The organism is Sphingobium algorifonticola (assembly GCF_004005485.1).
GTDB classification, from domain to species: Bacteria; Pseudomonadota; Alphaproteobacteria; order Sphingomonadales; family Sphingomonadaceae; genus Sphingobium; species Sphingobium algorifonticola.
The window spans coordinates 147667-165996 of record NZ_RZUL01000002.1 but is presented as its reverse complement, the minus strand read 5'-3'; the positions used below and the strand labels follow the sequence as shown (position 1 = coordinate 165996).

Annotated in this window: 18 protein-coding genes and 1 pseudogene; 16 read left to right on the top strand and 3 right to left on the bottom strand. The window is 64.5% G+C overall.

Features of this window, described 5'->3' with window-relative positions; all coding sequences use genetic code 11:
- The first annotated feature begins 3 nt into the window (after nt 1–3).
- The 8 genes from ENE74_RS05850 to ENE74_RS05810 all read left to right on the top strand — a co-directional run bounded on the left by ENE74_RS05850 (nt 4) and on the right by ENE74_RS05810 (nt 5801).
- Complete coding sequence (locus tag ENE74_RS05850) at nt 4–735, top strand: class I SAM-dependent methyltransferase (protein ID WP_127689811.1); 732 nt, start codon at nt 4–6, stop codon at nt 733–735.
- 130 nt (nt 736–865) lie between these two features.
- Nucleotides 866–2410 carry a 2-polyprenylphenol 6-hydroxylase gene (gene ubiB / locus ENE74_RS05840; protein WP_127689809.1) on the top strand — a complete coding sequence of 515 codons (1545 nt, stop codon included), beginning with the start codon at nt 866–868 and terminating at the stop codon, nt 2408–2410.
- A gap of 33 nt (nt 2411–2443) precedes the next feature.
- Complete coding sequence (locus tag ENE74_RS05835) at nt 2444–2677, top strand: AbrB/MazE/SpoVT family DNA-binding domain-containing protein (protein WP_127689807.1); 234 nt, start codon at nt 2444–2446, stop codon at nt 2675–2677.
- Nucleotides 2667–3005 carry a type II toxin-antitoxin system PemK/MazF family toxin gene (locus tag ENE74_RS05830; protein WP_127689805.1) on the top strand — a complete coding sequence of 113 codons (339 nt, stop codon included), beginning with the start codon at nt 2667–2669 and terminating at the stop codon, nt 3003–3005. The genes ENE74_RS05835 and ENE74_RS05830 overlap by 11 nt, the downstream gene beginning before the upstream one ends.
- Entirely contained in the window at nt 3002–4234 is a 1233-nt protein-coding gene (gene coaBC / locus ENE74_RS05825) for a bifunctional phosphopantothenoylcysteine decarboxylase/phosphopantothenate--cysteine ligase CoaBC (protein ID WP_127689803.1), read from the top strand. The genes ENE74_RS05830 and coaBC overlap by 4 nt, the downstream gene beginning before the upstream one ends.
- Nucleotides 4215–4673, top strand: a complete 459-nt coding sequence (dut, locus tag ENE74_RS05820; RefSeq protein WP_127689801.1) for a dUTP diphosphatase — start codon at nt 4215–4217, stop codon at nt 4671–4673. Before coaBC ends, dut begins: the two co-directional genes overlap by 20 nt.
- 10 nt (nt 4674–4683) lie before the next feature.
- Complete coding sequence (locus ENE74_RS05815) at nt 4684–5448, top strand: HesA/MoeB/ThiF family protein (RefSeq protein WP_127689799.1); 765 nt, start codon at nt 4684–4686, stop codon at nt 5446–5448.
- Nucleotides 5436–5801: a DsrE family protein gene (locus tag ENE74_RS05810; protein ID WP_127689797.1), complete on the top strand. Its 366-nt coding sequence runs from the start codon at nt 5436–5438 to the stop codon at nt 5799–5801. Before ENE74_RS05815 ends, ENE74_RS05810 begins: the two co-directional genes overlap by 13 nt.
- Nucleotides 5802–5809: 8 nt before the next feature.
- Here the strand turns inward: ENE74_RS05810 and ENE74_RS05805 are convergent, their stop codons facing one another.
- Entirely contained in the window at nt 5810–6331 is a 522-nt protein-coding gene (locus ENE74_RS05805; protein ID WP_127689795.1) for an Mpo1 family 2-hydroxy fatty acid dioxygenase, read from the bottom strand.
- A gap of 161 nt (nt 6332–6492) precedes the next feature.
- On the opposite strand from ENE74_RS05805, the gene ENE74_RS05800 reads away from it, so the two are divergent.
- Nucleotides 6493–8016 (top strand): fumarate hydratase, encoded by a 1524-nt coding sequence (locus tag ENE74_RS05800; protein ID WP_127689793.1) that lies wholly within the window; start codon nt 6493–6495, stop codon nt 8014–8016.
- A 3-nt stretch (nt 8017–8019) separates the two neighbouring features.
- Here ENE74_RS05800 and ENE74_RS05795 read toward each other — a convergent pair whose 3' ends face one another.
- The gene (locus ENE74_RS05795) at nt 8020–9201 is read right to left on the bottom strand and encodes a serine hydrolase domain-containing protein (RefSeq protein WP_127689791.1); all 1182 of its coding nucleotides are present in this window, start codon (nt 9199–9201) and stop codon (nt 8020–8022) included.
- A gap of 56 nt (nt 9202–9257) precedes the next feature.
- Between ENE74_RS05795 and ENE74_RS05790 the strand changes: the two genes are divergently transcribed.
- From ENE74_RS05790 to ENE74_RS05765, 6 genes and pseudogenes are all read left to right on the top strand, one after another.
- On the top strand, nt 9258–9503 hold the full coding sequence (locus ENE74_RS05790; protein ID WP_127689789.1) for a hypothetical protein: 246 nt from the start codon (nt 9258–9260) through the stop codon (nt 9501–9503).
- 49 nt (nt 9504–9552) lie between these two features.
- Nucleotides 9553–10956: a methyl-accepting chemotaxis protein gene (locus ENE74_RS05785; RefSeq protein WP_127689787.1), complete on the top strand. Its 1404-nt coding sequence runs from the start codon at nt 9553–9555 to the stop codon at nt 10954–10956.
- 74 nt (nt 10957–11030) lie between these two features.
- A complete protein-coding gene (locus tag ENE74_RS05780; protein WP_127689785.1) occupies nt 11031–12284 on the top strand; it encodes a putative DNA modification/repair radical SAM protein in 1254 nt (417 codons plus the stop codon).
- A gap of 84 nt (nt 12285–12368) precedes the next feature.
- Nucleotides 12369–12725 (top strand): hypothetical protein, encoded by a 357-nt coding sequence (locus tag ENE74_RS05775; RefSeq protein WP_241241853.1) that lies wholly within the window; start codon nt 12369–12371, stop codon nt 12723–12725.
- A 43-nt stretch (nt 12726–12768) separates the two neighbouring features.
- Nucleotides 12769–13590 (top strand): annotated as a pseudogene (locus ENE74_RS05770) (TIGR03915 family putative DNA repair protein); the annotation flags it as partial.
- 151 nt (nt 13591–13741) lie between these two features.
- On the top strand, nt 13742–14905 hold the full coding sequence (locus tag ENE74_RS05765; RefSeq protein WP_127690553.1) for a serine hydrolase: 1164 nt from the start codon (nt 13742–13744) through the stop codon (nt 14903–14905).
- 123 nt (nt 14906–15028) lie between these two features.
- Here ENE74_RS05765 and ENE74_RS05760 read toward each other — a convergent pair whose 3' ends face one another.
- Nucleotides 15029–15454: a type II toxin-antitoxin system PemK/MazF family toxin gene (locus ENE74_RS05760; protein ID WP_127689781.1), complete on the bottom strand. Its 426-nt coding sequence runs from the start codon at nt 15452–15454 to the stop codon at nt 15029–15031.
- 83 nt (nt 15455–15537) lie between these two features.
- Between ENE74_RS05760 and polA the strand changes: the two genes are divergently transcribed.
- Nucleotides 15538–18330 (top strand): DNA polymerase I, encoded by a 2793-nt coding sequence (gene polA, locus ENE74_RS05755; RefSeq protein ID WP_127689779.1) that lies wholly within the window; start codon nt 15538–15540, stop codon nt 18328–18330.

Below are 18330 nucleotides of genomic sequence, written 5' to 3'. Positions count from 1 at the left end.
CGCATGAACGAAACAGTCTCCTTCGGGTATCGCGACGTCGATGCCGACCAAAAAACCGGCATGGTCAAAGGCGTGTTTTCCAGCGTTGCAGGCAAATATGACCTGATGAACGACGCGATGTCGGCAGGCGCGCACAGGCTGTGGAAAGACCAGTTCGTGCGGCGGGTGAAGCCGCAGATGGGCGAGGCGATCCTCGACATGGCAGGCGGCACGGGCGACATCGCCTTTCGCCTGCATGATCGCGGCGCGCAGGTGACCGTAGCGGACATCAACCCCGAGATGCTGGCGGTCGGCATGGCCCGCGCCGAAAAGAAGGCGCTGACCGGCCTCGTCTGGTCCGAACAGAATGCCGAAACCCTGGATTTCCCCGACCGGCAGTTCGACGCCTATACGATCGCCTTCGGCATCCGCAACGTGACGCACATCGACCGCGCGCTGGCGGAGGCGCACCGCGTCCTGCGGTTCGGCGGGCGCTTCTATTGCCTTGAGTTTTCGACGACCCTCTGGCCGGGGTTCGCGGACATCTACGACGCCTATTCGCATCATCTGGTGCCGAAGATCGGCAAGCTCCTGGCCAATGATGCGGACAGCTATCGCTATCTGGTCGAATCGATCCGCCGCTTTCCCGACATGCCGACGTTCGAAGGCATGATCCGCGCGGCGGGCTTTACCCAGACGAAAGTGGAGCCGATCCTGGGCGGGCTGGTCGCCATCCACAGCGGCTGGAAAGCGTGAGGATGTTCTCCGCAGAAAAGCCCCTCCCCTTCAGGGGAGGGGTTGGGGTGGGGGCTGTCGATCAGGCGCCTGCCGAAGGGACATCCCCCACCCCCGGCCCCTCCCCTGAAGGGGAGGGGAGAAGACTGGCATGACCTCCCACGCCACGCATCTCTGGCGGCTTCTGAAATGGGGGCGGACGCTGGCGCGCCATGGCGCGCTGCGCGGGATAGAGCGTGATCCGCTTACCCCTGCGCCCGTGCGGCGTCTGGCGCGTATTGCCCGGTTCGGCGCGCGTGTGCCCGCGCAGCCGCGCTATGCCGCCGCGTTCGAATCGATCGGCCCTGCTGCGATCAAGCTGGGCCAGACGCTGGCGACGCGCCCCGATCTGGTCGGCGAGGAAGCCGCGCGCGATCTGCTGCGCCTGCAGGACGCGCTGCCCCCGGTGCCGTTCGAAAGCATCCGCAAGCAGATCGAACAGAGTTTCGGGCGGCCGCTGGAGGCGCTGTATGCGACCTTCGATGAAAAGCCCGTAGGTGCCGCCTCGATCGCGCAAGTGCATCGCGCCAGGACGATCGAAGGCCGCGATGTCGCCGTCAAGGTGTTGCGTCCCGGCGTGATTGAGCAGTTCAACCGTGATATCCAGACTTATGAATGGGCGGCCGCGCATCTGGAACAGCTGGGCGGCGAAGTCGCGCGCCTGCGTCCGCGCCTCGTCATCGCCAACCTCAAACGCTGGACCGCGCGCGAGCTGGACCTGCGCCGCGAGGCAGCGTCCTCCTCCGAACTGGCCGAAGCGATGCAGGCCGAACCAGGCTATACCGTGCCGACGATCGACTGGGACCGGACATCGGGCCGCGTGATGACGATGGAATGGATCGACGGCATCAAGATCGCCGATCGCGACGCCATCGTGGCGGCCGGGCATGATACGAAGGCGCTGGCCGCGCGCCTGGTCAACGCGTTCCTGCGGCAGGCGATCGCAGAGGGGTTCTTCCACGCCGACATGCACCAGGGGAACCTCTTCGTGCGCGCGAACGGCGATATCGTCGCCATCGATTTCGGCATCATGGGGCGGATCGACCGGCGCGCGCGGATGTGGCTGGCGGAAATCCTCTACGGCCTCATCACCGGCAATTACCGGCGCGTCGCGGAGATTCATTTCGAGGCACAATATGTGCCTGCGCACCACAATGTCGCCGAGTTTGCGACCGCCCTGCGCGCGGTGGGCGAGCCGATGCGCGGCAAGCCGGTCAGCGAACTCTCGGTCGGCGGCATGCTCGACGGGCTGTTCGCCATCACCCGCGATTTCGACATGCAGACGCAGCCGCACCTGCTGCTGCTGCAAAAGACGATGGTGATGGTCGAAGGCGTCGCGACCGCGCTCGATCCCGACATCAACATGTGGGAGACGAGCGGTCCCTATGTGAAGGAATGGCTGCGCACCGAGCTTGGCCCGGAAGCGAAGGCCGCCGACACGCTGATCGAAAACTGGCGCACGCTCCAGCGATTGCCCGACCTCGTCCGCCGGATCGAGGAACATTATCCTGCCAAGGGCGCCGCCCCGCCCCCGCCCCCGCTGACCGAAATCCGGCTGATCGGCATGGGTTCGGGATGGAAATATGCCGCCGTGGCCCTGTTCGCGGCGCTGGGTGGCGCACTGGCGATGGCGCTGGCGGAACGGCTGATTTCTTGACCGGAAAAGTAATACGTATTACGTAATACGCCCATGAAAGCGGGCAAACTCACGGTCAAGCATCAGGTCACCATCCCACGCGATGTGCGGGTGGCGCTGGGGCTGAAGGCTGGCGACCATGTGGTTTTCGCCATCGAGGACGGTCAGGCGGTGCTGACCAAAGTCGAAAAGCCCGATCCAGAAGAAGAAGCCTGGTTCCGCTTTACCATGTCGCAGATGACAGAATGGGCCAGTCCGGAGGACGACGAGGCCTTTCGTGATCTTTGACCGTTTTGATATCTGTATCGTCGATTTTCCGTTCAGTGATCGCAACATAACCAAACGTCGCCCGGCCCTGATAATCTGCGATAGGGATTTCATCTACAGCACCGGCAACATTCTGGTTGCCATGATTACATCTGCGAAACATTCACAATGGCCGGGGGATTGCCCGATTACCGATTTGCCTGAGGCAGGACTCTCACATCCCTCCAAAGTACGGATGCGATTTTCCACATTTGCCACTACAAGAGTGGTCGGCCACAGCGGGCGGCTGGCCGATGAGAACGATCGGGCCTTCGTCAGGGCCGCCCTGCACGAAACGATTTGCGCATGACCCCCAAACGCATCCTCCTCATCGTTTCCGGCGGCATTGCGGCTTACAAGGCGCTGGAGCTTGTCCGGCTGCTGCGGCGCGAGGACATATCCGTGCGCGCGGTGATGACGGAAAGTGCCCGGTCGTTCGTGACGCCGCTCTCGCTGGGCGTGCTGACGGGCGATCAGGTCTATGGCAATATGTTCGACCTGAAGGAAGAAAGCGAAATCGGGCATATCCAGCTCAGCCGGGAGGCCGACCTGATCGTCATCTGCCCCGCGACCGCGAACATATTGGCGAAGATGGCGGCGGGCATCGCCGACGATCTGGCGACGACATTGCTGCTCGCCACCGATACGCCGGTGTTGGCGGTCCCCGCGATGAACGTGCGGATGTGGCACCACCCCGCGACGCAGCGCAACCTTGCGCAACTGCGCGCCGACGGCATCACGATCATGGAGCCGGACAGCGGCGGCATGGCCTGCGGCGAATGGGGCAAGGGCCGCCTCCCCGAACCCGAAGTGGTGGCAGCCGAAATCCGGGCGATGCTGGGCCAGGCGACCAAGCTGCCGGTGCCGGGATCGGCGAGCGATGCGGGGACCGGTCCCTTGACGGGCCGTCACGTCCTCGTCACCGCCGGGCCCACGCACGAGCCGATCGATCCGGTGCGCTATATCGCCAATCGCTCGTCGGGCAAGCAGGGCTTCGCCATCGCCCGCGCCGCCGCCGATGCGGGCGCACGGGTGACGCTGGTCAGCGGCCCCGTCACCCTGCCGACGCCGCGCGGCGTCACGCGCATCGATGTCGAGACTGCGCGCGAGATGCAGGCAGCCGTCGAAAGCGCACTGCCTGCTGATGTCGCCTTCATGGTCGCGGCCGTGGCGGATTGGCGGACCGGCGACGCTGCGCCGCAGAAGATCAAGAAATCCGGCGACGCGCCCGCCCAACTGACGCTCGTTGAAAATCCCGACATATTGGCCGGGCTTGGCCGCCATCCGCGCCGCCCCGCCCTGCTGATCGGCTTTGCGGCGGAGACGCAGAAGGTGGAAGCCCATGCGCAAGCGAAGCTGGCGCGCAAAGGCGCGGACTGGATCGTCGCCAACGATGTATCGGGTGACGTGATGGGCGGCGACGCGAATGCCGTGCATATCGTCACGGCGCAGGGCATCGAGACATGGGATCGTTTGCCCAAGGATGCCGTCGCGAGTCGCCTGATCGGGAAAGTCATCGATGCCCTTGCCGCCTATTGAAATCCGCCTGAAACGCCTGCCCCATGGCGCGAACCTGCCGGTCCCCGCTTATGCAACAGCGGGTGCGGCGGGCATGGACGTGGTGGCAGCCGAAGAGCTGGACCTTGCCCCCGGCGCGCGCCATGCCGTCGCCACGGGTTTTGCGATGGCGATCCCGACGGGCTATGAAGTGCAGGTCCGTCCGCGTTCCGGCCTTGCCCTGAAACATGGCGTGACGGTGCCGAACACGCCGGGCACGATCGACAGCGATTATCGCGGCGAGCTGAAAATTATCATGATCAACCATGGCGACACCCCCTTTCCCATCCGGCGCGGTGACCGGATCGCGCAGATCGTCGCCGCACCCGTGCAACAGGCGTGTTTCAGCGAAGTCGAGGAACTGGACGAGACAGCGCGGGGTACAGGGGGCTTCGGATCGACCGGAGGCCTGAGCCGGTGAGCGTACCGCGATGCTGACCGACGAACAGCTTGACCGCTATGCGCGGCATATCGTCCTCAAGGAAATCGGCGGTGCGGGGCAGGCGCGCTTGCTGTCCGCGCATGTCGCCCTGATCGGTGCGGGCGGCATCGGCAGCCCGGCAATTCAGTATCTCGCGGCGGCGGGCGTCGGCACCTTGCGGGTGATCGACGACGATGCGGTGGCGCTGTCCAACCTTCAGCGGCAAGTGCTGTTCGGCACCGCCGACATCGGCGCGCCCAAGGCGGAGGCGGCGGCGCGGGCGGTGGCGCGGCTGACGCCCGATGTCCGCATCATTCCCATTGTGCGGCGGCTGGATGCCGACAATGCTGCCCTGATGCTGCGCGATGCCGACGTTATTGTCGACGGCAGCGACAGCTTCGCCACCCGACTTGCCGTCGCAGATGCCGCACGGGCATTGCGCATTCCGCTGGTTTCGGCGGCCGTCGGTCCGTTCGAGGGACAGATTGCCGTCTATCGCGGGTGGGAAGCGGACAAGCCCTGTTATCGCTGTCTGGTCGGCGACGATCCCGCCCGTGCGGAGGCAAGCTGCGCCGACCAGGGTGTGATCGGCGCGCTGACCGGGGTGATGGGTAGCCTCGCCGCGCTGGAGGCGATCCGCGCCATCGTGCCGTTCGGCGACGACAGCGCGGGTAAATTGCTGATTGCCGACCTGCTTTCGCTGCGGTTCCGCACCCTCACCGTACCCAAGGACCCCGCCTGCCCGGCCTGCGCACCGGTGCCATGCGTGGCCTGAACATCATCGTTCTGACCGACGATCCCGAGCGGTTGCGGGCGGCATTGGCGATCGCAGCGGCGCAGGCTGCGCTGGGCGGCACGGCGGCGATGTTCTTTCAGGCGGATGCCGTCGCGCTGCTGTCCCCTGGCGGGATTGCGCCGCGCGACGCCGCGCATCAGGCCGCGGGCCTGCCGTCGCTCGATCAGCTTTGCGAGGAGGCGCTTGCGCTGGGGGTGAGGCTGATCGCCTGCCAGAGCGGACTGGCGATGCGCGATATCGCGGCGACAACGCTCGATCCGCGCATTGCAACGGGCGGCGCCGTCAGCTTTCTGCAAGGCGTCGCTGACGACGACCGGCTGCTGTTCGCCTGATCGCGGCGTCAGGCCGCGGCCGGTGTCCGCCGCCTTGTCGGCCCGGCGATCGCCTCCACATCGTCACGCAACATGGGTCGCAGCCCCAGCCAGAACGCGGCTTCAGCAACGATGAACAACGGACCGATGATCAGTCCGGCAATATCGTCCAGAAAAGCCGGTTTGCGCCCTTCATAATGATGGCCGACAAACTGGATGATCCACCCGACGACGAACAGGCCGATACCGCAGGCGAGCCACAGCGGCGTCGGAAGCGCGGCCAGCGCGTGACCGGCCAGCCAGGCCAGCGCGTAGAATGCCGTCATCGCCAGCCCGAACCGCAGGTCGAGCCGCAGATAGAATGCGGCGACAAGCGCGGACAGGACGATGGCGGGCGTCAGCGGCAGTCCGGCCAACGGCAGCGCGGGCCGCGACAGCAGCGCCTCCAGCGCGACTACAATGATCGGTACGCCCACCAGATGCGTCGCGATGTTGCGCGGATCTCGATGATAGGCGGCATAATTGGCAAGATGATCGGTCAGGGATTTCATGATCGAACCTTCAGTATGGCTAGGCCGGTTATGCCGCATCGTCGCGATCCTGTCCATGCCCGGAAGGTCCGCCGGCCCTGGTGATCGGGCGGGCTATGGACAGCTTCGGCCTTGGCGCTATAGCCGGGCGCGACTGTGCAGCAGAGCGGGGAGCCAGCACCATGACCGTCACGATCAGCCGTGCCGACCTTATCGAAAGCGTCGCCGACGCGCTTCAGTTCATCAGCTACTATCATCCGATGGATTATATCCGCGCGCTTGGCGACGCCTATGCCGCGGAACAGTCGCCCGCTGCCAAGGACGCGATCGCCCAGATCCTGACCAACAGCCGGATGTGCGCGGAAGGGCACCGGCCGATCTGTCAGGATACCGGCATCGTCAACATATTCGTCAAATGGGGCATGGACTGCCGCCTCGACGATACGTCGCAGTCGCTTCAGGCCATCGTCGACGAGGGGGTGCGCCGGGCCTATCTGCATCCCGAAAACAAGCTGCGGGCCTCCGTGCTGGCCGATCCTGCCTTCACCCGCCGCAATACGAAGGACAACACGCCGTCCGTCCTGCATGTCGAAATGGTGCCGGGCGCGACCGTGACCGTGGACGTGGCCGCCAAGGGTGGCGGCAGCGAAAACAAGTCCAAGTTCAAGATGATGAACCCGAGCGATTCGATCGTCGACTGGGTGCTGGAGATGATCCCGCAGATGGGCGCGGGCTGGTGCCCGCCGGGCATGCTCGGCATCGGCATCGGCGGCACGGCGGAACATTGCATGCTGCTCGCCAAGCAGGCGCTGATGGACCCGATCGACATGGGACCGCTGAAGGCGCGCGGGCCGCAGAACGATATCGAGGCGCTGCGCATCGAGATTTTCGACAAGGTGAATGCGCTGGGCATCGGCGCGCAGGGGCTGGGCGGCCTTTCCACCATCCTCGACGTGAAGATCATGGACGCGCCCTGCCATGCCGCGGGCAAGCCGGTCGCCATGATCCCCAATTGCGCCGCCACCCGCCACGCACATTTCACGCTGGATGGAAGCGGCCCTGCCTATCTCGAGCAGCCCAATCTGGCCGCATGGCCCGACGTCAACTGGACACCGGACAAGACGGCGATCCGGGTCGATCTGGACAGGCTGACGCCCGAAGTGGTGCAAGGCTGGAAACATGGCGACCGCCTGCTCCTCAACGGCAAGATGCTGACCGGGCGCGATGCGGCACACGCCCGGATCAAGGCGATGCTCGATGCAGGCGAGCCGCTGCCGGTCGAGTTTGCAGGCCGCGTCATTTATTATGTCGGCCCGGTCGATCCGGTGGGCGAGGAAATCGTTGGCCCCGCCGGCCCGACCACGGCAACCCGGATGGACAAGTTCACGCGGATGATGTTGGAACAGGGCCTGCTGGCGATGGTCGGCAAGGCGGAGCGCGGCCCCATGGCGATCGAGGCGATCCGCGACCACAAGAGCGCCTATCTGATGGCCGTCGGCGGCGCGGCCTATCTGGTGGCCAAGGCGATCAAAGGTTCAAAAGTCGTCGGCTTCCACGATCTCGGCATGGAAGCGATCTACGAGTTCGAAGTGCAGGATATGCCGGTTACCGTCGCTGTCGATGCCGACGGGCAAAGCGTCCACCACCTCGCCCCGCTGGTATGGCGGGACAAGATCGCGCGGGAGAAATTGCTGCAGGGGGCCTGAAGGTCAGCGGGCCTTCGCGATCATCGCCTCGGACACCGCCCTGAACGCCGAGCGGCCATTGGGTGTGTCCGCCGGAAGCGCCGTGGCGTAGAAGGCGACGCCCTTTCCCGTTACCGGATCGACCCACAGGCCTGACCGCAGGCTGTAGGCTTCCCCGCTATGGCCGATGCGCAGGCGACCATCACCGAAAGGATCATCGCGGCAGGCCGCGGGGCGTCCGGGCATCGCCAATATCATCACCGCCAGGCCATAGGCACAGTGCAGCCCCTGTTCGGTATCGCCGTTGGTTCCGTCATAGCGCCATTGCGGACGCACCATCTCCGCCAGGCTTTCCGCCTTCAGAAACCCGGCGTGACGGCCCGCCAGCACCCTGCCGAGGCGGGCCAGCCCCCGCGCGCTGATCCGCATGCCACCTTGCGGGCTGAACGCCGCCCCCTGGCGACCTAGCCGATAGCTTGCCAGATCGCAGCCGCCATCCTGCGCGGGCACGACCGGGCATGGCGGCATTGCCCCGCGCAGGTCGTCCCGCGCCACGCTGCCGTCGGGCCGGTAGAGCACCACCGCACGGCGGATGGCGCGTTGCGTGCAGGTCGTCCAGTTGAAGCAGGCGTCGATCCGCAGCGGCCCGAACAGTTCCCGCTGCATGATCCGGTCGAAGCGTTCACCGGTCGCGGCTTCCATGACGGCCGCAACGATCGGGAAATTGAGGTTGGAATAAGTGAAATAGTGGCCGGGCGCATAGCGGCCATCCCAGGCCGCGCCATCCTGCATGGTGCGTTCAAGGTCAGCGTCCAGCGGCAGGCCGTAATCGATGCCGTCGCGGACACCCGCAGTATGCGACAGCAACTGGCGCAGCGTGATCGGCGCTTCGGGATAGGCCGGATTGCGCAGCCGCCAGCCCAGAACGGCGGACACGTCGCGATCGAGATCGAGCACATCGCGCTCGACCAGCCGCATCACCGCCATCGCCACCGCCAGCTTCGAGATCGAGGCGATCCGCACAGGATCGTCAGGCCGCAGCGTTCGACCGGTCGTTCGATCGGCCAGCCCCTGCGCATCCGCGCCTGTGTCACGGCGCGCATCGAAGCGCACCCAGGCCGAAGCATCATCCGCGCCGGGCTGTGCCAGCACCGGCGATGCCATGCCGGCCATATTGATACAGAGCAGCATGATTATGCCGCGCATTACAGGACCCGAGCTTTCCCTCCGGCGGTTCTCGATCGTCATTCAGGGAGCCTTTCATGACCTTCACACGTCTCGATCCGCCCATACCCGTCACTATCGAGGACAAGGGCGCTGGCTATGTCTTTGGCGTCATCGATTACGGGCAGGAGCATAACCTCATCTGGGTAACAGCGATCAGCGCCAGTGGCGAGATATGGTGTGCGCCCAATCCGAAGGTGCGCATGCAGGCCAATTGGACGATGGGTCGCCCCGCACCCGCCATTGCCGCCACCCGCGCGCCGAACGGGACACCGAAACATTAATGTAACAAGGATGATCCTTTGTTAACCATAAGGCATTACGCACGATGGCATGCCTCATGCCGCGCTTACGACAGGAATTGACCGGACGATCGAGAAAGCCGCGCGGCTTTCCGGCGACCTCGGCATCCGCACGCTCGACCTTCAGGCCGACATCGCAGAACTTGCGGGCCGCGTCACCGCGCAGGCGGCCACGATCGAATCGATCGGCAGCGAAGCCGTGCGCCTCGCCGTGGACGGGCAGGACGTGTCCGATGCAGCCAATGATGCCCAGCACAAGGCACGTGCCGCCAGCGCAATGATCGACGATTCCAGTCGGCAATTGACCGAAGCGACCGTCAATGTCGTCGACATGATCGCACAGGTCAGCCGCATCCACGACAGTCTGGGCGGCTTTACCGAGGCGCTGGCCACGGTGGCCCATGTCACCAGCATCATCAGCGGCATTGCCAGCCAGACCAACCTGCTGGCGCTGAACGCGACGATCGAGGCGGCGCGCGCCGGTGACGCAGGACGCGGCTTTGCCGTCGTCGCCAGCGAAGTGAAGAAACTGGCCCAGGAAACCGCCGCCGCCACAAAGACGATCGAAGTGTCTATCCGCGCGCTGACCGGCGAAGCCGACGGCATGCTCGGCCAGATCGACGATGGCGTGCAAAAGGCGAAATCGGCGCACAAGGGCACCCGCGATATCGAGGCGCTGGTTGCGCGGCTCGCCACGTTGATACGCGGCCTTTCCGATCATAGCGACGCTGTCGCCAACCGCGTCGGATCGATGGTCGGCTCGGTCGATCAGATCCATGCCGGGCTGGACGCGCTGGCCACGACATCGACGGACAATGCCGACGGCCTGCATCGCCTGTCGCAGCGCGTCACGTCAGTCAGCGACGATACCAATATCCTGCTGCAATATCTGGCCGAGAGCGGCGTTGAAATTGCCGATTCGCCCTATATCCGCTTGGCGCTGACCGCTGCGGAAGGGATTGCCGCGCAGCTTGAGCGCGATCTTGCCGAAGGGCGCATCACCGAAGCGGCGCTGTTCAGCGAAGACTATACCGCCGTCGCCAACAGCCAGCCGCCGCTGTTCACACATCCCATTCAGCCGCTCATTACCGCGGCGGCCCGCCCCTTTCAGGAACAGGCAAGGGCCTTGCCGGGATTTTTCGGCATGACCTGCACCGATCGCAACAGCTGGGGCGGCGTCGCCATGCCGGAGCGGTCGCTGCCACCGCGCCCCAATGATCCGGCCTGGAATGCCGAGCATGCCCGCGCGGGCCAGATTTTCGACCATCTCGATACCCGTGAGCAGGTGAAGACGCGTCAGCCCTTCTGCATCAAGGCCTATCGCCGTCCGGTGGCGGACGGCAGCGTGATCCTGCTCAAGCAGGTCATCGGATCGATCCATGTTCGCGGTCGCCACTGGGGCATATTGCAGATTGCCTACGCCGATCAGGGCTAGGCCGCGCCTGCCCCGCCAAGGGTGCCTTCGTGAAAAGTCTGGACAGCCGTGCCGCCGGAACATAAAAAGAACATATGGCATGGCTCGACACCCGGCAGAAACTCGAAATCCTGGCGGACGCGGCCAAATATGATGCGTCCTGCGCTTCGTCCGGGACCGCCAAGCGACAAAGCACGCGCGGTGCCAAAGGCGGCATCGGATCGACCGAAGGCATGGGCATCTGCCACGCTTATGCGCCTGACGGGCGCTGCATTTCGCTGCTGAAGATATTGCTGACCAACAGCTGCGTGTTCGACTGTCATTACTGCATCAACCGCAAGAGCAGCAACGTGCGCCGCGCCCGTTTTTCGGTGGAGGAAGTGGTTGACCTCACGCTGGCCTTTTGTCGCCGCAATTATATCGAGGGTCTGTTCCTCTCCTCCGGCATCATCCGCTCGCCGGACTATACGATGGAACGGCTGGTCGCGGTGGCGCGCAGCCTGCGGGAAGACCATGGCTTTCGCGGCTATATCCATCTGAAAACCATTCCCGATGCCGACCCGGACCTGATCCGGGAAGCGGGACTGCATGCCGACCGGATATCGATCAACGTCGAGCTGCCGACGCAGGCCGGGCTGACGCGGCTCGCGCCCGAAAAGAGCAGCGCGCGGATTGAGGGGGCGATGGGCCGCATGCAGGCCGAGATGATCGACAGCGCCGACGCCCGCAAACGGTATCGCAAGGCGCCGCGCTTCGCGCCCGGCGGCCAGTCGACACAGATGATCGTGGGCGCGGACGCAGCGAACGACCGGACGATCATCGACCGGGCCAGCAGCCTCTATGGCCGTTTCGGGCTGCGGCGCGTTTATTACAGCGCCTTTTCGCCGATCCCTGCGGCCAGCGCGGTGCTGCCGCTTTCGCGCCCGCCGCTCATCCGCGAACATCGGTTGTACCAGTCCGACTGGCTGATGCGCTTCTACGGCTTTTCGGCGCAGGATGTCGGCAATGCCACCGACGCCGACACCGGCAATCTGCCGCTCGACATCGATCCGAAGCTCGCCTGGGCGCTCAAGCATCGCGACAGTTTCCCGGTGGACGTCAACCGCGCCCCACGGACGATGCTGTTGCGGGTGCCCGGCCTGGGCGTGAAGGCCGTCAACGCCATCCTGCACAGCCGCCGCTGGCGCAGTCTGCGGCTGGAGGATGTGGGGCGGCTGACCACTTCGGTGGCCAAGGTGCGGCCGTTCCTGATCGCCGCAGACTGGCGTCCGGTCGCGCTGGCGGACCGGGCGGACTTACGGCCGCGGGTCACGCCGCCACCGCGTCAGTTGGACCTGTTTGGGGCATGATTGCCGGTTTCGGCAATTTTCGGTTGATTTGGCCTGCGCGTCATGAAACTCTGCGTCATGGTTCAACCGGCAAGGGGGTTTGCGGTGGCATCCATTTTTGCGACGCGATCGGGCGATCGGCCCGTCATCGACTATGCAACACGCATGAGCAGCCATCTGGCGGGGGCGCTGGTGGTGTTCGCCGTGCTACAGATTGGCGTGGTGGCCCGACTGGGCGGATCGTTGCTGATGCATCTGGGGATTTTCTTCGCGATCGGCGGTTTCGCCATGGCCGCGCGCGGTCTGGAGGCGCGCTGGGTCGCCTTTGCCGCGTCGGCGCAGCCCCGCGACACGCTGAACCGCCTGTTTCGGGAGGATCGCGCGATTTTGTGGATCGCCTCCATCGGCGCGCCGTTTCTCTGGGTGCCTGTTGCGATGATCTGCCGCACCCTGTTCGGCTGACGGCTGCGCCTGCCGCCGCGACCTTCCCTGGCGGTCATGCGGCATGTATCAGATAAAGCTTGATGCGCCCGACGATTTCGAAGGCTGGCGCGCGGCTGCCCGCCGTTTGGCGCGCGCCGATGTGCCACCGGAGCGCATCATCTGGTCCGTCGAAACGGCGGGATCGGGGTCCGCCGACGATTTGTTCGCCGAAGCATTTTCGGGCGCTGGCAGGCCGGACATGGACGGCTCGGAAAGCGCCGATGCCGCGCCCTTCGCAATATCCCGCGCGTTTCTCGATCTGGCGCAAACCGCGTTGCTCCACAGCGATCCTGCACGCTTCGCGCTGTTGTACATGCTGCTGCTGCGGACGCGACGCGCGCCCCATGCCCTGCATGACAAGGCCGATCCGCTGGTGCGCCGCGTCGAGGCACTGGCGCAGGCGGTCCGCCGCGACAAACACAAGATGCGGGCATTCGTGCGCTTTCGCGAGATCGGCAACGGCGACGACGCGGAGCGGCATTTCGTGGCCTGGTTCGAGCCGGACCATCACATCGTGCGCGCCAACGCCGGTTTCTTCGTGCGCCGCTTTCCCAATATGCGCTGGTCGATCCTGACGCCCGCAACAAGCATCCACTGGGCGGACGGCATCTTGCGCGAAGGGCCGGGCGCGAACCGCAGCGACGCGCCGGATGGCGATCCGGTCGAGGATTTGTGGAAAGGCTATTACAGCGCGATCTTCAACCCCGCGCGGTTGAAGGTGGGGGCGATGCTGTCCGAAATGCCCAAAAAATATTGGCGCAACTTGCCGGAGGCGGCGCTGATACCCGCACTGATCGCCGGGGCGCAGGCCCGCGAGGCCGCCATGATCGCTGCCGCCCCGCGCAAAGAGCGCCTTTCCCAAGAGCGAATGTCCCGTTAACCTTCCTTACATCGCAGCTATGGAATCATCCACCGCATCGGCCTTGCCTTTCACCGGGCGCGCCATCGACAGTCGGCTTGGGTATTATGCGGGCAAAAGAGTGTTTTAGGTGCAGATGACGATCCGGCGCACTGGTCCTGCCGACCGCGCGGCGCGCGCGCGGCGACGCGTGGCGCTGAGCCTGCTGATGACGGCGCTGGGGGCCTGCGTCAGCAGCGCGCAGCCAACGGTTTCGCGCACCCCCCCCCTTGCGCAGCGCAATACGGTGATCGTGCCGCGTACCGCAACGCCCGCGGCCCGACCCGTCGCCAATCCGCCGACACGCATCCCCGATTATGATCCGCGCAGCACCCCCTCGCCTGCGCTTTTGAGCATCATCCAGTCGCTTGGTCGCGGCTTCAACGGCCAAGTCGGCATCGCGGTGCGCCGAGTCGATGCCGATTGGACCGTCGCATGGAACGGCACGGCCCTGTTCCCGCAGCAGAGCGTTTCCAAATTGTGGGTGGCGATGACGCTTCTCGATGCCGTCGATCGCGGCAAGCTTTCGCTGTCCGACAGCGTGACCGTACGGCGCGACGACATGACGCTGTTCCATCAGCCGCTGGCCAGCCTGATCGGACGGGATGGCTACAGCACCACGCTGTCCAGCCTGATGAACCGGGCCATGACGCAAAGCGACAATACCGCGAACGACGTCGTGCTGCGCAAGGTCGGCGGGCCGGAGGCAGTGCGCAGCTTTCTGGCACGGCGGTTTGTCGGCAATGTGCGTTTCGGCCCCGGAGAACGGCTGCTGCAAAGCGCGACCGCAGGGCTGAGTTGGAACCAGAGCTATGCGCAGGGTCGCAATTTCTACACCGCGCGCGCCAATCTGCCCCGCAGCCTGCGCGAGAAGGCGCTCGATACCTATCTTGCCAATCCGCCCGATGGTGCGGCGCCCAGTGCGGTTGTGATGGCGCTGGCGAAGCTGAAGCGCGGCGAAATGCTGTCCCCCGCATCCACGCAACTGCTGCTGGCGACGATGGCGCAGGCGAAGACCGGGCCGCAGCGGATCAAGGGCGGGGTGCCTGCGGGCTGGACCTATATGCACAAGACCGGCACGGGGCAGGATCTGCCGCCGCGCTCGACCGGTTATAACGACATCGGCATCATGACCGCGCCGGATGGCACCAGCTATGCCGTTGCAGTCTTTATCGGCAGCACGACCGAACCCATCCCGAAGCGGTGGGAGCTGATGCAGTCGGTGGCGCGGGCGGTGGCGGAAAACCACGACCGGCGATAGATTTGAACTGTTTTGCTGCTCTACATCGGCTGCCAGCTTGCGATCGCTAACAACCGATGGCCCGTAAGGGTCTTAGACGCGGATCCATCAAGGAGAGCCGCTAGCGTCACAGGACATAGATAATCACAGATACTTTGTCAAGGTTGAAAGGTTCAACGCGCGCAGCACACACTGCCTAACTTTCTGTATATTTTCAATTGATTGAGGATCATATAAGTATCTGCGCTTGCCGTCAGGATAGTGTCCGATACGGACAAAATCGAGACGATGGAAACCTACTGCGTTGACCATATCCCCCTTAACCCAAACGCCCTTATTTTCATAAGGATGCGGCAGCGCCGGATGAAGGTCGATCTGACAATGATAAGGCATAATGGGATTGGGTGCCGTCTGACTGAGCGCAACGATAGTGCATAAATGCGGCCGATTGGCTATTTTCGGGCTGATAACAATAACCGGCCTACGTTTTGTCATTTCAGGAACATGAAAACCGCTGCTGAAATCACATAACAATAGCGTACCGAGTTTTGGATGTTCACGGATAGGCATCTCTCACTTGTAAAAGTGGATGCGTCGTAAAGGCAAGTCTGATGGGGCTTATGTTGCGAAGGCCACTGCGCTATCCCCTCCCCATGTCCCAGAATCATCTCTACCTCGTCGATGGCAGCGGTTATATCTTTCGCGCCTATCATCAGCTTCCCCCGCTCACCAATCCGCAGGGGCAGCCGGTCGGCGCGGTCTATGGCTATACTGCGATGCTGTGGAAGCTGGCGGCGGAGTTGGGCGCGGCCGAGGGCCCGACGCATATGGCCGTCATCCTGGACAAGGGCAGCCACACGTTCCGCAACGACATGTACGACCAGTACAAGGCGCACCGCCCGCCGCCGCCCGAAGACCTGGTGCCGCAATTTCCGATGATCCGGGACGCCACCCGCGCCTTTTCCCTCCCCTGCATCGAGGAAGCCGGGTTCGAGGCGGACGACATCATCGCCACCTACACACGGGCGGCGATCGCGGCGGGATGGCATGTCACCATTGTCAGTTCCGACAAGGATCTGATGCAGCTCATCCAGCCCGGCGTCGACATGTACGACACGATGAAGAACGAGCGGCGCGGCCCGGATTATGTGATGGGCAAGTTCGGTGTGGCTCCCGAACAGCTTGGCGATGTGCTGGCGCTGATGGGCGACAGCGTGGACAATGTCCCCGGCGTTCCCGGCATCGGCCCGAAAACCGCCGCGAAACTCATTACCGAATATGGCGACCTGGAAAAGGTGCTCGCCGCCGCGCCCGACATGAAGCCTTCGAAGATGCGCGACAATCTGATCGAACATAGCGAGATGGCGCGACTCTCCCGGCGGCTGGTCGAATTGAAAAGCGATATGGCGTTGCCCGAGCCGCTCGACGCGCTGACACTGAAAGGCATACCGGAAGCACCGCTGCGCGCCTTCCTGGAGCATCAGGGGTTCAAGGCGCTGCTGAACCGGCTGAGTGGTGGCGCGGCAAAGGTTGCCCCGACATCATTGACGCAGGATGCCGCGGCCGCGCCAGCCCCGCCCATGGCGTCCCCGGTCGCCGCGCCCGTCGCGCCGATCGACCGCAGCGCCTATGAAACGGTGGTGACGGCCGACGCGCTGGACCGCTGGATTGCCGCCGCGCACGGCGAAGGCATCGTCGCCATCGACACCGAAACCGACAGCCTCGACAGCACCAGCGCCCGCCTTGTCGGCATCAGCCTGGCGACCGGGCCGAATGCCGCCTGCTACATCCCCGTCGGCCATGGCGGAACGGACATGTTCGCCGAAAAGCCCGAGCAGCTGCCACTCGACACGGTGATTGAAAAGCTCCGGCCGCTGCTGGCCGATGACAGCGTGCTGAAGGTCGGCCAGAATCTGAAATATGACATGACGGTGCTGGCCCGCCACGGCATCACGATCGCCCCGTTCGATGATACGATCGTGATGAGCTTCGATCTCGACGCGGGCAAGAGCCTGGCCGGGCATGGCATGGACGAGGCCGCGCGGGTGCACCTCGATCATATATGCATCGCGTTCAAGGATGTGGTTGGCAGCGGCAAGAACCAGATCAGCTTTGCCGAAGTGCCGCTGGACAAGGCGACCGCCTATGCCGCCGAGGATGCCGACGTCACCCTGCGCCTGTGGACCATCTTCAAGCCGCGGCTGCATCAGGAAGGGGCGACGCGCGTCTACGAACTGGTCGACCGGCCTTTGGTGCCGGTGATCGCGACCATGGAACGCACCGGCATCAAGGTCGATCGCGATCATCTCTCCCGCCTGTCGGGCGAGTTTGCCGACGGCATCGCCGCGCTGGAAACCGAAATCCACGCGCTCGCCGGCCAGCCCTTCGCCATCGGCAGCACGCAGCAGCTCGGCGCGATCCTCTTCGACAAACTGGGCCTGAAAGGCGGCAAGAAAGGCAAGTCGGGTGCCTATTCCACCGACGTCACCATCCTGGAGAAGCTGAAGGCCGAAGGGTCGGAGATTTCCGGCAAGGTGCTCGACTGGCGCCAATTGTCGAAGCTGAAGTCGACCTATACCGATGCGCTACAGGCGCAGATCAACCCGGTGACCGGCCGCGTCCACACCAGCTATTCGCTGACCGGCGCGCAGACCGGGCGGCTGTCCTCCACCGATCCCAACCTTCAGAACATCCCGATCCGCACGGAGACGGGGCGGCAGATCCGCCATGCTTTCATTGCCGAGCCGGGCAATGTCATCCTTGCGGCCGACTATAGCCAGATCGAGCTGCGCCTTGCCGCGCATATGGCCGACGTGCCCGCCCTGCGCGAGGCGTTCGCGGCAGGCGAGGATATTCACAACCGCACGGCGCAGGAATTGTTCGGCACAGTCAATCGCGACACGCGCGGCCGGGCGAAGACGATCAACTTCGCCATCCTCTACGGCATCAGCCGCTGGGGCCTCGCCGCCCGGCTGGAGATTGGCGCGGACGAAGCGCAGGACATGATCAGCCGCTATTACGAACGCTTCCCCGGCATCAGCGTCTATATCAACGAGACGATCGAAAAGGCCCGCGCGCAAGGCTATACCGAAACCCTGTTCGGCCGGAAAACCTGGTTCCCGCGCATCACCGCCCCGCTCCAGCATGAGCGGCAGGGGGCGGAGCGCGCGGCGATCAACGCCCCGATTCAGGGGACCAGCGCCGACATCATCAAACGCGCCATGGTGCGGATGGGCCCTGCGCTGGAAGCGGCCGGGCTGGACCGGGTGAAGATGCTGTTGCAGGTGCACGACGAACTGGTGTTCGAACTGCCCGAAGGCGATGTCGAGGCGGCCAGCGCCGTCATCCGCACGGTCATGGAAGGGGCGGCGGAACCGATGGTGAAACTGTCCGTGCCGCTGGGCGTGGAGATCGGCACAGGGCCCAGCTGGGGCGCGGCGCATTAG